This window comes from Streptomyces sp. SolWspMP-5a-2, assembly GCF_900091845.1.
In the GTDB taxonomy this organism is placed as follows: Bacteria; Actinomycetota; Actinomycetes; order Streptomycetales; family Streptomycetaceae; genus Streptomyces; species Streptomyces doudnae.
In genome coordinates this window covers 19324-33734 of sequence record NZ_FMCI01000251.1, presented here as the reverse complement: position 1 = coordinate 33734, position 14411 = coordinate 19324, and the positions used below count along the sequence as shown (strand labels likewise).

Here is a 14411-nt window from a genome sequence, read left to right as displayed (position 1 = left end):
ATGCCGCGCGCCCCGGCGTGCGAGCGGGCGCGAACTACGGAGGAGGGCCGTCCGGTTGGCTGGATCCAGGCCCTCGGAACGGGACGTACCGCGCACGGCGGGCGCGCGCACGGTGGCGCGAACCCGGCTGCGGGGGCGGTCAGTTGAGGCCGATGGCGGCGCAGGACGCCTTGTACTTCCCGGCGCAGATGTCGGCGATCTTGTAGATGCCGTCCGAGACGACCGTCGACTTGATGTTCTTCTTCGTCAGCGCGGTCACGGTGACGAGCTGCGCCGGGATCTCCTTGGCGGTGGGGCTGTCGACCGTGTCCTGGGTGAGCGCGTCGAACTGGATGTCGTGGCCGCGGACCTTGGCGACGGCCATCTGCGCGGCGGCCTCGGCCTCCTGCGGGTACGACTTGTAGACGCTCATGTACTGCTCACCGGCGACGATCCGCTGCACCGCGGCCAGTTCGGCGTCCTGGCCGGTGATCGGCGGCAGGTCGGTCACCCCGGCGCTCTGGAGGGCCTTGAGGATGCCTCCGGCCATGCCGTCGTTGGCGGAGTAGACCCCGGCGATGTTGTCCTTGCCGAGGGCGCTGATCGCGGCCGTCATGTTGGCCTCGGCGTTCTCCGGCTTCCAGTCCTTGGTGTCGTAGGACCGGGCGATCGTCACCTTGCCGTTCAGCTCGGACATCGCGCCCGCCTTGAACTGCTTGGCGTTGGGGTCGGTCGGCGAGCCGTTCATCATGACGATCTTGGCGGAGGTGTCCGAGCCCTGGCCGAGCGCGTCCATCAGGGTGCGGCCCTGCACCTCGCCGACGAGTTCGTTGTCGAACGAGATGTACGCGTCGATGGGGCCCTCGGCGAGCCGGTCGTAGGCGATGACCGGGATGCCGGCCTCCTTGGCCTTGGTGACCTGGGCGGCGATGGCGTGCGAGTCCACGGCGTCCAGCAGGATGATGTCGACCTTGTCGTCGATCATCCGCTGCATCTGGGTCGCCTGCTTGTCGGCGTCCTGGTCGGCGTTGGCGTAGTCGACCTTGCCCCGGTCGTCGGTGAGGGAGGCCACCTTCTCCTTGATGATCGGGTAGTCGAAGTCCTCGTACCGGGTGTTGGCCTTCTCCGGCAGGAGCAGGCCGATGGTGACGTCGTCGCCCTTGGTCGGGCTCGCCGAGCTGCTGTCCCCCGAGACGTTCAGCGCTCCGCAGGCGGTCAGCGAGAAGGTCAGCGTGGACGCGGCCACGGCTATGGCGGTACGGCGCATGGGGGTGATCACTTCTGGTGCCTTCCGGACGCGGGCGCAGCTGTGCGGCCCAGATGACTGAAAAGCCAACGCGGATTCGCCCCCGGGCGTCAAGCGGAATCACTTAACGAGTGGGCAACGGCACGTTCCGTAGGGATGTGGAGCAGTCAAGTAACCATCTCCGCAGGGCCTTTACTGACTCTCCATACAACAGTGGGCCGCCGTTGCGGTGGTCGAGCGGAAGGCCGAAAGAAATCAGCCACACCCCGCCCGACCTCGACGTCCGCACCGCACCGGGCTCCCCGACGTCCGCACCGCACCGGGCTCCCCGGCGGCCGCGCGGGGTGTCCGGGCCGCGCGGCGGAACGGCGAAGGGCCCGGAGGTTCGGGTGAACCTCCGGGCCCTTCTCGCACATCGGGTCAGTCCGTGGACTGCTGGCGCTTGGGCCGCCACACCACCAGCGCGCTCGACTGGTGCACCTCCTGGTACGGGACCAGGTCCCGCCGGTAGGAGGCGTGCACCGCGGCCTCGCGCTGGCGCATGGTCGCCGCGGCGCCGTCCACCGCGGACTGGAGTTCGGCGACGCGCTGCTGAAGCGCGATCACCTGGTTCTCCAGTTCGATGATCCGCTTGATGCCGGCCAGGTTGACGCCCTCGTCCTGCGACAACTGCTGCACCTGGCGGAGCAGTTCGATGTCACGGGCCGAGTAGCGACGGCCCCGCCCGGGGGTGCGGTCGGGGGAGACCAGCCCCAGGCGGTCGTACTGGCGCAAGGTCTGCGGGTGCAGTCCGGAGAGCTGGGCCGCCACCGAGATGACGTAGACCGGGGTCTCCTCCGTCAGTTCATACGGATTGCGTCGACGGCCGTCCATCTCGATCAAGCTCCCTTCGCGGCCTGGAACAGATCAGCCCGCGGATCCTCGCCCGCGGTCGCCTCGCGATACGCCTCCAGCGCGTCACGAGCCTTCCCCGTCACGTCGGTCGGAACACTCACCTCGACGGTGACCAGCAGATCGCCCCGGGTGCCGTCCTTGCGGAAGGCGCCCTTCCCGCGGGCCCGCATGGTGCGGCCGTTGGGCGTGCCGGGCGGCAGCTTCAGGGTGACCGGCGGACCGCCCAGGGTGGGCACCCTGATCTCGCCGCCGAGCGCGGCCTCGGCGAACGTCACCGGGACCGTCACCGTCAGGTTGTCGTCCTTGCGGCCGAAGACCGGGTGCGCGCCGACGTGCACGGTGACGTACAGGTCGCCGCCCGGTCCGCCGCGCTCGCCCGGGGCGCCCTTGCCGCGCAGCCGGATGCGCTGCCCGTCCGACACCCCGGCGGGGATGCGGACCTGCATGGTGCGCGAGGACTTGGCCCGGCCGCTGCCGTGGCAGACGTCGCAGGGTTCCTCGGCGATCAGGCCGCGGCCCTTGCAGTCGGGGCACGGGTCGGTGAGCGAGAAGCCGCCGCCCGAACCGCGCGCCACCTGGCCGGTGCCGACGCAGGTCGGGCAGACCCGCGGGTTGCCGTTCTTGTCGCCGGTGCCCGAACACGCCTTGCAGGCGGCCTGGGAGGACATCCGCAGCGGGACCGTCGCGCCCTCGATCGCCTCGGTGAAGCTGAGGGTCACCTCGGACTCGATGTCCTGGCCGCGCCGCGGCTGGGTGCGCGGACCGCCGCCGCCACCCCGGTTGAACAGCCCTCCGAAGACGTCGCCGAGCCCGCCGCCGAAGCCGCCCGCCCCCGAACCCTGGCCGCCGCCCTGGGGTCCGCCTCCGAAGAGGTCGCCGAAGTCGAAGTTGTAGCTGCCGCCGTTGGCCCCGCCCGGCCCGGCGCGGTATCCGCCGTTGCCGAAGAGGGCGCGTGCCTCGTCGTACTCCTTGCGCTTCTTCGCGTCTCCGAGGACGTCGTTCGCCTCGGAGATCTCCTTGAAGCGCTCCTCGGCCCGTGCGTTTCCCTTGTTGGCGTCCGGGTGGAACTCGCGGGCGAGCTTCCGGTACGCCTTCTTGATCTCCGCCTCGGTGGCGTCCTTGGGGACGCCGAGGACCTTGTAGTAGTCCTTCTCGATGAAGTCCTTGGTGCTCATCCCCGACGTCCCTCCTTCCGCTCGGTGTCCGCGTCAGCCCTTCTCAGGGCTGTCGTCCTTGTCGTCGCCGGCCTCGGAGCCTTCCTCGGCCTTGGCGGGAGCCGCCCCCGGCTGGGGTTCGGCGACCGCCACCCGCGCGGGGCGGATGGTGCGCTCGCCGATGCGATACCCGGGCTGGAGGATCGCCACGCAGGTCGTCTCGGTCACGTCCGGCGCGTAGCTGTGCATCAGCGCCTCGTGGATCGTCGGGTCGAAGGGCTCGCCCTCCTTGCCGAACTGCTGGAGCCCGAGCTTGGCCGCGACGGTCTCCAGCGACTCCGCGACGGACTTGAAGCCGCCGAGCAGTTCGCCGTGCTCCCGGGCCCGGCCGATGTCGTCCAGGACGGGCAGCAGCTCGGTGAGGAGGTTCGCGACGGCGATCTCCTTCACTGTGACCCGGTCCCGCTCGACCCGGCGACGGTAGTTCTGGTACTCGGCCTGCAGCCGCTGGAGGTCCGCCGTGCGCTCACCGAGCGCCGTGCGCACCTGGTCGAGCTGGGCGGTCAGACCGGCCAGCTGTGCGTCGTTAGCGTCCCCGGCCGGGGCCGCCCCCTCCGCGGGGGCGGCCGCCGGCTCGGCGTCGTCGGAGGTGGCGCCGGAGGGGACGTCGGGCTTCTCCTCGAAGCCCGGGGTCTCCTCGGTCACGCGGCACCGTCCTTACGGGGACGCTCGTCGTCCACGATCTCCGCGTCGACGACGTCGTCGTCGGCCTTGGGCTGCTCGGCGCCGCCCTCGGCCCCGCCCGCCGCCTGCGCGGCCTGCGCGTCGGCGTACATGGCCTGGCCGAGCTTCTGCGAGACGGCCGCGACCTTCTCGGTGGCGGTGCGGATCTCGGCGGTGTCCTCGCCCTTGAGCGTCTCCTTCAGCTCGGCGATCGCGCCCTCGACCTCGGTCTTGATCTCGCCCGGGACCTTGTCCTCGTTGTCCTTGAGGAACTTCTCGGTCTGGTAGACGAGCTGCTCGCCCTGGTTGCGGGTCTCGGCGGCCTCGCGGCGGCGGTGGTCCTCCTCCGCGTACTGCTCGGCCTCCTGGCGCATCCGGTCGACCTCGTCCTTCGCCAGCGAGGAGCCGCCGGTGACGGTCATCTTCTGTTCCTTGCCCGTGCCCAGGTCCTTGGCGGTCACGTGCATGATGCCGTTGGCGTCGATGTCGAAGGACACCTCGATCTGCGGGACGCCGCGGGGCGCCGGGGGCAGACCGGTCAGCTCGAACATCCCGAGCTTCTTGTTGTAGGCCGCGATCTCGCGCTCGCCCTGGTAGACCTGGATCTGCACCGACGGCTGGTTGTCCTCGGCCGTCGTGAAGATCTCCGAACGCTTCGTCGGGATCGTCGTGTTGCGCTCGATCAGCTTGGTCATGATGCCGCCCTTGGTCTCGATGCCGAGGGACAGCGGGGTCACGTCGAGGAGCAGGACGTCCTTGACCTCACCCTTGAGGACACCGGCCTGGAGCGAGGCGCCGATGGCGACGACCTCGTCCGGGTTCACACCCTTGTTGGCCTCCTTGCCGCCGGTCAGCTCCTTGACGAGCTCGGCGACGGCGGGCATGCGGGTGGAGCCGCCGACGAGGACGACGTGGTCGATCTCGCTGAGCGAGATGCCGGCGTCCTTGATGACGTTGTGGAACGGCGTCTTGCAGCGCTCCAGGAGGTCCGCGGTCAGCTGCTGGAACTGGGCGCGGGTGAGCTTCTCGTCGAGGTGCAGGGGGCCCTCGGCGGAGGCGGTGATGTAGGGCAGGTTGATCGACGTCTCGGAGGACGAGGACAGCTCGATCTTCGCCTTCTCGGCGGCCTCGCGCAGGCGCTGGAGCGCCATCTTGTCCTTGCCGAGGTCCACGCCGTGGCCCGACTTGAACTGCTGCACCAGGTAGTCGACGACGCGCTGGTCCCAGTCGTCACCACCGAGGTGGTTGTCGCCGTTGGTGGCCTTCACCTCGACGACGCCGTCGCCGATCTCCAGGAGGGACACGTCGAAGGTGCCGCCACCGAGGTCGAAGACGAGGATGACCTGCTCGTCCTTGTCGAGGCCGTAGGCCAGCGCCGCGGCGGTCGGCTCGTTGACGATGCGCAGGACGTTCAGACCGGCGATCTCACCGGCCTCCTTGGTCGCCTGGCGCTCGGAGTCGTTGAAGTACGCCGGGACGGTGATGACCGCGTCGGCCACCTTCTCGCCCAGGTAGGCCTCCGCGTCGCGCTTGAGCTTCTGCAGGATGAAGGCGCTCATCTGCTGCGGGTTGAAGCTCTTGCCGTCCAGCTCGATCTTCCAGTCCGTGCCCATGTGGCGCTTCACGGAGCGGATGGTCCGGTCGACGTTGGTGACGGCCTGCCGCTTGGCGACCTCACCGACGAGGACCTCGCCGTTCTTGGCGAAGGCGACGACGGACGGCGTGGTCCTGGCGCCCTCTGCGTTGGTGATGACGGTGGGCTCGCCGCCTTCGAGAACGCTGACGACGGAGTTTGTCGTGCCCAGGTCGATGCCGACCGCACGTGCCATGGTGAATTCCTCCAGCTGACTTGAGTGGAACGGACTCAAGTGTGCACGACGGCGGCCATGCGGTCAACAGACCTGAGTCCACCCCGCTCAACTCTTATCCGTTCCTTACACGCAACTGGCCTCTGACCTGCGTCGACACCGAGCGTCGCGGCCCGTACACGGGGATGCGCAGCAGCGCGAAGACGACCACGCCGAGGGTGACGGCGCCCGCGACCGCCCAGAGTCCGCCGGACCCGGCGATCCACCCGAGGTGCGCGAGCACCCCGACGAGGACGCCCGCGAAGCCGCCGAGCCCGAGCAGCACGGTCACCCCCTGCGGGGTCAGCCCGAGCCGCCGCAGCCGGTGCGCGAGGTGGTCGGGGCCGCTGCGCAGCAGCGGGCGTCCCGCCAGCCGCCGGGAGAGCACCACGAGCAGGACGTCGGCGGTGGACAGGGCGGTGAGCGCGAAGAGCACGCCCGCGCTGCCCGCGATCCCCTGCCCGGCGCGGGCGTGCACGGCGGCGGCGGCCAGCACGAACCCGGCGAACAGCGAGCCGCTGGCGCCGAGCGCCGCCCGCGCGGGGTGCCAGTTGTGCATCAGGAACCCGGTCAGGGCGGCGGCCAGCACGCTCAGCAGCACCGCGAGCCCGTCCATCAGGTCGGCCGCCGCGCAGGCGCCGACGGCGAAGGCGGTCACCACCCCGGTGGTCCCGGCCAGCGCGTCGGCGTGGTCGAGGGCCTTGAAGGAGACGGCCACGAAGACGATCCAGCCGGTGGCGAGCAGCCCGCCCGCCAGGCCGGTCTCCCGGTACGGCACCACACAGGCCGCCGCCACCGCCGTCCCGCCGACCAGCAGCCGCGCCTTGATCCGGCGGACGTCGGCGACCAGGCCGAGCGCGGCGACGGCGGCGCCCGCCGCCAGCAGACGGCCGATCCCGGGCCCGAGGGGCGCGAGGCCCGTCCAGGCACCGGCGCCCGCCACCAGACAGCAGGCGAGCGCGACGGCGGGGCCGCCGGCCAGCGGCACCGGGCGCTGCCTGCGGCGGTCGAGCATGCCGAGGCGGCGGGCGGGCAGCCGGAGCAGGGCGGTGAGGACGGCGGCGAGGAACAGGGCGGCGGTGGCGGCGGCGATCCCGTAGAGCACGGAACTAAATTAGGCGTGAATGCCGCAATTCGGTACGAATAACACGTTCAGATCTTTTCGGATCTTAAGGCAACCCTCAGCGACCGAGATCACCCCGCGCCCCGCTACAGTGCGAAGCGGGGATGGGGGTAGTCTCGGACCGAACCCATAAGTTACCGCTTAGTAATGACGTTGAGAGACGTCACCGAACGACGGATCTCCCCTCGCAGGCCCGAGGAGCCCCCATGCAACTCGCCGCGATCATCGTGTCGCTGGTTCTGACCGTGGTCGGTGTCGCGCTCATCGCACGCGCGATCGGCCAGTTCGTCCGGTACTTCAAGCTCGGCCAGCCGCTGCCCGCGGGCAGCAGGACCGACAACCCCTACCAGCGCAGCGTGACCCTGGTGCGGGAGTTCCTCGGCCACACCCGGATGAACCGCTGGGGCATCGTCGGATTCGCCCACTGGTTCGTCGCGGTCGGCTTCCTCACGCTGCCGCCGACCCTCGCCCAGGCGTTCGGCCAGCTCTTCAAGGCCGACTGGGTGCTGCCGGTCATCGGCGACTTCCCGCCGTTCGAGATGTACACCGAGTTCATCGGCGTGATGACGGTCCTCGGCATCCTCGTGCTCATCACGATCCGGCTGCTGAGCCTGCCCTCGCGCCCCGGCCGCAAGTCCCGCTTCGCGGGCTCCAAGTCCGGCCAGGCGTACTTCGTCGAGTACGTCATCCTCACCATCGGCCTCGCCATCTACGTGCTGCGCGGCCTGGAGGGCGCGATCCACCACGTCGACGGCTACGAGGCGTCGTACTTCGCCTCGTACCCGCTGGTCCTCGCCTTCAAGGGACTGGGCACCGGCGCGCTCCAGAACCTGATCTACCTCACCGCGATGATCAAGATCGGCACGTCCTTCGTGTGGATGATCGTGGTGTCGCTGAACATCAACATGGGCGTCGCCTGGCACCGCTTCCTCGCCTTCCCGAACATCTGGTTCAAGCGGGACGCGGCGGGCGGCACGGCGCTGGGCGCGCTGCTGCCGATGACCTCCGGCGGGAAGCCGATCGACTTCACCGACCCGGGCGACGACGACGTCTTCGGCGTCTCCCAGGTCGAGCAGTTCTCCTGGAAGGGCCTGCTCGACTTCTCCACCTGCACCGAGTGCGGCCGCTGCCAGTCGCAGTGCCCGGCCTGGAACACCGGCAAGCCGCTCTCCCCGAAGCTCCTGATCATGTCGCTGCGCGACCACGCCCACGCCAAGGCGCCCTACCTGCTCGCGGGCGGCGGCAAGTCCATGGAGGGCGAGGAGAAGGCCACCGAGGAGCAGCTCGCGGACGTCCCCGCGGCGGCCCTCGCCGAGGCGGAGCGCCCGCTCATCGGCACCGCCGAGGAGAACGGCGTCATCGACCCGGACGTCCTGTGGTCCTGCACCACCTGCGGCGCCTGCGTCGAGCAGTGCCCGGTGGACATCGAGCACGTCGACCACATCGTCGACATGCGCCGCTACCAGGTCATGATCGAGTCCGCGTTCCCGTCCGAGGCGGGCACGATGCTCAAGAACCTGGAGAAGAAGGGCAACCCCTGGGGGCTCGCCAAGAAGCAGCGCCTGGAGTGGACCAAGGAGGTCGACTTCGAGATCCCGGTCGTGGGCCGCGACATCGAGGACCTCACCGACGTCGAGTACCTCTACTGGGTCGGCTGCGCGGGCGCCCTGGAGGACCGCGCGAAGAAGACCACCAAGGCCTTCGCCGAACTCCTGCACATCGCGGGCGTCAAGTTCGCGATCATGGGCGGCGACGAGAAGTGCACCGGCGACTCCGCCCGCCGCCTCGGCAACGAGCCCCTCTTCCAGGAGCTGGGCGCGGAGAACGTGGCCGCGCTCAACATGGCCTTCGGCGAGGAGACCGACGACGAGGGCACGGTGCTGCCGGAGTCGGCGAAACCGCGCTCCGCGAAGAAGATCGTCGCGACCTGCCCGCACTGCCTCAACACCCTCGGCAACGAGTACCCGCAGCTCGGCGGCGACTACGAGGTCGTCCACCACACCCAGCTCCTCCAGCACCTCGTCGACGAGGGCAAGCTGGTCCCGGTCACCCCGGTCGAGGGACTCATCACCTACCACGACCCCTGCTACCTGGGGCGGCACAACAAGATCTACACCCCGCCGCGCGAGATCATCGCGAGCGTCCCGGGTCTGCGCAACGAGGAGATGCACCGCCACAAGGAGCGCGGCTTCTGCTGCGGCGCGGGCGGCGCGCGGATGTGGATGGAGGAGCGGATCGGCAAGCGCATCAACAACGAGCGCGTCGACGAGGCCCTCTCCCTCGACCCGGACATCGTCTCCACCGCCTGCCCGTTCTGCCTCGTCATGCTGACCGACTCGGTCAACGGCAAGAAGAACGACGGCAAGGCCAAGGAGTCCGTCCAGGTCGTGGACGTCTCCCAGCTCCTCCTCGAGTCCGTGAAGACGCCCTCCGACACCCCGCCCCCGGCGGGCGAGTCCGCCCCCGAGGACGCGCCGGAGCCGGAACCGGCGAAGTAGCCCTCCGCGACATCCCGGGCACGTCCCGAGCACGTCCCGTGCCCCCGCCGGTCACCCCGGCGGGGGCACGGCCGTCTCCCGGCCGGGGCGGCTCAGCGCAGGGGCTCCCCGAGGCCGATGAGGTTGCCCTCGCTGTCGCGGAACCAGGCGCCCCGCTCACCGTGCGCGCCCTTGCTCGGGTAGTTGCCCTCGATCTCGGCGATGCCGTCCGCGGTGCGGATGGCGGGGGTCTCGACCTCCTCGAACTCCACCCCCCTGGACCGGAGTTCGCCGACCACCCGGTCGAGGTCCTCGACCTCCCAGGCCATCTGCGTGAAGGTGCCGGGGGAGGCGCCGGTCGAGGCGAAGACCACGAAGTCCGTCACCCCGCACCGGTACAGCAGCCCGCCGGGCCGCTCGTCGACCGGGTCGAGCCCCAGGACCTCGGCGTAGAAGCGCCGGGCCCGGTCGAGGTCCTGGGCGGGCAGCCGCGTCGTCACCCGTCCCCTTGCCAGAAGACTCACACCGTCCATGTCCATCCCTCCACTGTGCCCCGCCGCGCGAGGACCCGCAGACCAGCCCGCGCGCGTGCCGCCGCCCCCCGCCTCTTCCGGCACCCCCGCCCCTCCCCAACACCCCCTGCCCCAGGGCCTGTCGGGCCGCGGGCCAGTCCCCTGCGGGGTCGGGTGCCGCGCCCCCTAGGGGATGTCACAGCTCGGCAGCAAAGGCGGGCGCGGGAGGCCGGGTCCGGGGCGGGACGGAGCGGGACCAGGTACGTTCGACGGGTGGCTGGATTCAGGATGGGACGGGGCGAGCGGAACAACGGCACCCCGCAGACGCGACCGCACAACCCCGCGTACGGGCAGCAGGCACCGCAGGGACAGTCGTACGGCTATCCCCCGGCACCCCAGCCGTACCCGGGGCAGCAGCAGTACGGACACGGCGGCGGCTACGCCGGGCAGGGGGAGCCGGAGTACTTCGGCGACGGCGGCTACCCGCAGCAGGCGGGCCCCGACCCGTACGCCGCGAACAACCCGGGCCACACCCAGTCCTTCTCGGTGGACGAGGAGGGCTACCACCAGGGCGGCCCCGGCGGCTACCAGCAGGACTACACCCAGGGCGGGACCTACCAGGCGGGCGCCGCCGCCCCCGCGGGCCCCACCGGTCCGCGGCTGCGCTGGAAGGAACTGCTGCGCGGGATCGTCCTCTCCCCCGCGCCGACCTTCGTGCGCATGCGGGACTACACGATGTGGGGCCCGGCCCTGATCGTGACGTTCCTCTACGGCCTGCTCGCCGTCTTCGGCTTCGACGGCGCCCGCGCCGACGCCATCAACGCGACGCTCGCCAACGCGGTGCCGATCGTGCTGACGACGGCGGTGGCGATGGTGCTGTCGTTCTTCGTGCTCGGCGTGGTCACCCACACCCTCGCCCGCCAGCTCGGCGGCGACGGCGCGTGGCAGCCCACGGTCGGCCTCTCCATGCTGATCGCGTCCCTCACGGACGCGCCGCGCCTGGTCTTCGCCATGTTCTTCGGCGGCGACGCGACGTTCGTCCAGGCCCTCGGCTGGGCGACCTGGGTGGCGGCGGGGGCGCTGCTGACCATGATGGTCAACCGCTCCCACGACCTGCCCTGGCCGAAGGCGCTCGGCGCGTCGGCGATCCAGCTGATCGCACTGCTGTCGATCGTGAAGCTGGGGACGTTCTAGGGGTTCCTGGGGGGTGCGGGGGCGTCCTCCGGGACATCCGGGGGCGTCCTCCGGGGCGTGCGGGGGGGTCTCCGTGACGCGCGGGGACGTCCTCCGGGACTGTCCGGGGGCGTCTTCCGGGACATCCGGGGCGGGCGGGGCGAAACAGCCCGGTCCGGGCTCCGACCCCGGCTCCGACCCGGGCCCCGGCCGCTTCTTCGCCCCCGGTCCGCTCAGGCGTCGAGGACCTGGCCTCCCCGCCGCACGACGGGCGGCTGGACGGACCACGGGAAGTTGATCCAGTCCTCGGTGCGCTTCCAGACGTACTCGCACTTCACCAGCGAGTGGGACTTCTCGTAGATGACGGCGGAGCGGACCTCGGCGACGGCGTCGAGGCAGAAGTCGCGGACCAGCTTGAGGGTCTTGCCGGTGTCGGCGACGTCGTCGGTGATCAGGACCTTCTTGTCGGAGAAGTCGATCACGTTCGGCACGGGGGCGAGCATGACGGGCATCTCCAGCGTCGTCCCGACGCCCGTGTAGAACTCGACGTTCACGAGGTGGATGTTCTTGCAGTCGAGGGCGTAGGCCAGGCCGCCGGCGACGAAGACCCCGCCGCGGGCGATGCTCAGCACGACGTCGGGCTCGTAGCCGTCGTCGGCGATGACCTGCGCGAGGTCGCGCACGGCGTCCCCGAAGCGCTCGTAGGACAGATTCTCCCGAACAGGTGTCTCACTCACGGGCCTCAGAATACGCACGGTGCGCGGGAGACCCGCAGGCCCCACCCGCGCACCGGGCACACCGACGGTGACGACTACCCGTCCGTCCGCCGCCTGCGGCAGCTCACCTCTGCTGCCGCTCCAGACCGACCGGGACCGGAACCACGCTGCGCAGCCGAGCGCAGCGTGGGCAGCGGACGAGCCGCCCGGGACCGAGCCGCTCGGCCTGCTGAAGCGGGAACGAAGCGGTGTTGAAGACGTGCCCATCGGCACAGCGGACGACGGTGCGATCCATCAAGTCCAAGAGTCCCTTCCCCAAAGAGCCGCGTCGGGCTGCCGGTCACCCGACGGAAAATGCCACATTACGGGATCAAAGGAACGACTCTCCAGGCGGCACTCCGGCCACGCCCGGCCCCCTCTTCCCACCCTCACGCTACGCCTCAACTCCGGCCACCCGCACCAGGATCCACTCCGCGGAAACACCCCGGTCCCCGCCGCTTCAGCGCCGGGGACCGGGGATGGGGTAGAGTGACGACGCGTCCCGACACCACCAGGTGGGCGTCGCGCGCGGGTGTAGTTTAGTGGTAGAACATCAGCTTCCCAAGCTGAGAGTGCGAGTTCGATTCTCGTCACCCGCTCCAGAGAACCCCAGGTCAAACGGCCTGGGGTTTGTTTGTTGTCTAGTCCAATTCGGGAGCTTCGTACTCTGTGTGCCCCAACTCGGCGCTCCGGAGTCATCGCAGGGACCCCAGAAGGCTCGGTTGGCAACAGTGACCCCAGGGTGCCTCGAATGCGAGACGTGTTTTCGGTGATCCGGGAAAAGGCGGATGCGCTCCGCTGATCGGGCTCGGGCAGGTCGGGAGTCGGGTTGCGGCCTGCAACTTTGCCCGTTGTGTGGCCTCTGGGGTACGGAGACGCATGGGGCGCAAGAACGTTTCTGTCGCTATGCGCCGTCACACCTCCTTGGCCCGCTTCGCCTGAGCTGCTTCCTGCTGGCGAGCTCGCACCTCGGCGTCGATACCCTCCGCCGGCTTCCGCTGGTGCTTCGCCGTCGAGTGCTGGTAGATCAGCTGGGCGCGCTCCGAGGACTGGCCGACGCGGACCATGAGGTCTTCCAGTTTGGCGCCGGTGTCGGCGGCCAGGGTGTTGCCGGTTTGGCGGAGGTCGTAGAAGCGAAGGTTTTCCGGCATCCCGACCTTGGACCTGCCTTGCGCCACTTGCGGCCGAAGGTCGAGCGGCGGAGCAGGCCCTTCTTCATCTCCGGGGCGCGTATGCGCTGGTCGCCGAGCCGGTCCTGACGGGCCTCGCACGGCGCTCGCCCGGGCTGCAGACCAAGCGTCGCTGTGCGCACCACCTCCGGGAGGCCATACCGGAACACGCCGAGCGCATCCTCGACGACACACGCAGCCCGGCACACGCACTGACCTGGCGCGTCCGCCGACTCGTCGAGCGCCACGCGCCCGGTCCACGAGCCGAAGCAGCCAAGGCGCGGACCGGCACGCAACGCCCCGCTCTTCCCACCCCTCCCGTCCCGCCTTCGCCGCAGCCGACACGGCGGCGCTGATCAAGCGGGAGCGGACAGCTTCGGAGCGAGCAGATCCAGCGCCTCCTCCCAGCGGAAGCGGTCCGCCCCGCCCCCGGCCTTCGGCCGGTGCGGCTCGTACGAACCGATCAGCACGCCCATCTCACGCAGTCCGTCCAGGCTGCGGCCGTACGCGGGGTGGGCGGCCTGAGCCGAGTTCACGTACGGCAGGACGGCTGCGGGGATACCCATGCCGTACGCCTCGCAGAGAATGCCCAGGGCCAGGGTGTCGGAGATGCCGTTGGCCCATTTGTTGATCGTGTTGAAGGTCGCCGGCGCGACGGCGATGGCGTCCGCCAGCGGGAGGGGGCGGGCCTCGCCGGGTGTGCGCCAGGCCGAGCGGATCGGGTAGCCGGTCTGGGCCTTGATCGCCTCGGCGTCGAGGAGGCCGAGTCCCTGAGGTGTGGCGACGACGCCGACGTCCCAGTGCCGGTCCTGAGCTGCGGTGATCAGTTTGCCGACGTCTCCGGCGATGCCGCACGCGCAGACGACGACGTACAGGAAGGGCTTCTTCTCCGGGGCGTTTGGGTCACTCACGCGGGGACTCCCAGTCGGCGGCTGAAGTGATGCAGTTCGGGAAGAGTACGGCGGTGGTCGCGGGCTGCCATGTCCGCGACGAGGTCGCGGACGGCGGGTCGGCGTACGTCCTGAGCCGCGCAGGTCTCGGCGATGCGCAGGGCCTGGTAGCCGTCGGCGAGGCGGCTCTGTTGGCTGTAGGCGCGGGCGGTCTCCACCCACAGGGCGGCTCGGCGTTCGGGGACAGGGATGTGCCGGCGCATGAGGGGGCGGGCTGCCTGGAGCGCAAGGCCGGAATCGCCGAAGGCCGAGCGATGAGGCCTACGTTGATGGCCGCTCCGGGTCTGAGGATGCACTGACACAACTCCGTTCTGCCATGCGACAAGACCTCGGCGCTGACCGGTTGTCGAGACGGCCTGCTCCATCACCCCACCCGCCTGGGTGAGTTACAACCTTCTCTGCTGGTGCA

General features: G+C 70.2%; 12 protein-coding genes, 1 tRNA gene and 2 pseudogenes. 3 read left to right on the top strand and 12 right to left on the bottom strand.

What is annotated here, in order from left to right:
- Nucleotides 1-139: 139 nt before the first annotated feature.
- From GA0115242_RS25470 to GA0115242_RS25445, 6 genes are all read right to left on the bottom strand, one after another.
- The gene (locus tag GA0115242_RS25470; protein WP_093832403.1) at nt 140-1246 is read right to left on the bottom strand and encodes a sugar ABC transporter substrate-binding protein; all 1107 of its coding nucleotides are present in this window, start codon (nt 1244-1246) and stop codon (nt 140-142) included.
- 399 nt (nt 1247-1645) lie between these two features.
- Nucleotides 1646-2098: a heat shock protein transcriptional repressor HspR gene (locus GA0115242_RS25465; RefSeq protein WP_093832341.1), complete on the bottom strand. Its 453-nt coding sequence runs from the start codon at nt 2096-2098 to the stop codon at nt 1646-1648.
- 5 nt (nt 2099-2103) lie between these two features.
- Nucleotides 2104-3294: a molecular chaperone DnaJ gene (gene dnaJ / locus GA0115242_RS25460; protein ID WP_093832339.1), complete on the bottom strand. Its 1191-nt coding sequence runs from the start codon at nt 3292-3294 to the stop codon at nt 2104-2106.
- A gap of 33 nt (nt 3295-3327) precedes the next feature.
- Complete coding sequence (gene grpE / locus GA0115242_RS25455; protein ID WP_093832337.1) at nt 3328-3978, bottom strand: nucleotide exchange factor GrpE; 651 nt, start codon at nt 3976-3978, stop codon at nt 3328-3330.
- Nucleotides 3975-5825, bottom strand: coding sequence for a molecular chaperone DnaK (gene dnaK / locus GA0115242_RS25450; RefSeq protein ID WP_093832335.1), 1851 nt, complete (start codon nt 5823-5825; stop codon nt 3975-3977). Before dnaK ends, grpE begins: the two co-directional genes overlap by 4 nt.
- A 94-nt stretch (nt 5826-5919) precedes the next feature.
- Nucleotides 5920-6948: an MraY family glycosyltransferase gene (locus GA0115242_RS25445; RefSeq protein ID WP_093832333.1), complete on the bottom strand. Its 1029-nt coding sequence runs from the start codon at nt 6946-6948 to the stop codon at nt 5920-5922.
- 224 nt (nt 6949-7172) lie between these two features.
- On the opposite strand from GA0115242_RS25445, the gene GA0115242_RS25440 reads away from it, so the two are divergent.
- Complete coding sequence (locus GA0115242_RS25440) at nt 7173-9464, top strand: (Fe-S)-binding protein (RefSeq protein WP_093832331.1); 2292 nt, start codon at nt 7173-7175, stop codon at nt 9462-9464.
- Between the two features lie 92 nt (nt 9465-9556).
- Here the strand turns inward: GA0115242_RS25440 and GA0115242_RS25435 are convergent, their stop codons facing one another.
- Nucleotides 9557-9982 carry a VOC family protein gene (locus tag GA0115242_RS25435; protein ID WP_093832329.1) on the bottom strand — a complete coding sequence of 142 codons (426 nt, stop codon included), beginning with the start codon at nt 9980-9982 and terminating at the stop codon, nt 9557-9559.
- A 246-nt stretch (nt 9983-10228) separates the two neighbouring features.
- Here GA0115242_RS25435 and GA0115242_RS25430 point away from each other — a divergent pair, with 246 nt between their 5' ends.
- Nucleotides 10229-11149 (top strand): Yip1 family protein, encoded by a 921-nt coding sequence (locus GA0115242_RS25430; RefSeq protein ID WP_093832327.1) that lies wholly within the window; start codon nt 10229-10231, stop codon nt 11147-11149.
- A gap of 212 nt (nt 11150-11361) precedes the next feature.
- On the opposite strand, the gene GA0115242_RS25425 is transcribed toward GA0115242_RS25430, so the two are convergent.
- Complete coding sequence (locus GA0115242_RS25425) at nt 11362-11865, bottom strand: phosphoribosyltransferase (protein ID WP_093832325.1); 504 nt, start codon at nt 11863-11865, stop codon at nt 11362-11364.
- A gap of 103 nt (nt 11866-11968) precedes the next feature.
- Nucleotides 11969-12148 carry a hypothetical protein gene (locus GA0115242_RS41875; protein WP_093832323.1) on the bottom strand — a complete coding sequence of 60 codons (180 nt, stop codon included), beginning with the start codon at nt 12146-12148 and terminating at the stop codon, nt 11969-11971.
- 263 nt (nt 12149-12411) lie between these two features.
- Here GA0115242_RS41875 and GA0115242_RS25415 point away from each other — a divergent pair.
- A tRNA-Gly gene (locus GA0115242_RS25415) sits at nt 12412-12485 on the top strand.
- A 312-nt stretch (nt 12486-12797) separates the two neighbouring features.
- Here GA0115242_RS25415 and GA0115242_RS25410 read toward each other — a convergent pair.
- From GA0115242_RS25410 to GA0115242_RS25395, 3 genes and pseudogenes are all read right to left on the bottom strand, one after another.
- Nucleotides 12798-13084, bottom strand: a pseudogene (locus tag GA0115242_RS25410) (site-specific integrase); the annotation flags it as partial.
- Nucleotides 13085-13408: 324 nt separating this feature from the next.
- Entirely contained in the window at nt 13409-13963 is a 555-nt protein-coding gene (locus GA0115242_RS25400) for a flavoprotein (RefSeq protein WP_093832319.1), read from the bottom strand.
- Nucleotides 13960-14250, bottom strand: a pseudogene (locus tag GA0115242_RS25395) (heavy metal transporter CzcB); the annotation flags it as partial. The gene GA0115242_RS25400 and the pseudogene GA0115242_RS25395, both read right to left, overlap by 4 nt.
- Between the last annotated feature and the right edge of the window lie 161 nt (nt 14251-14411).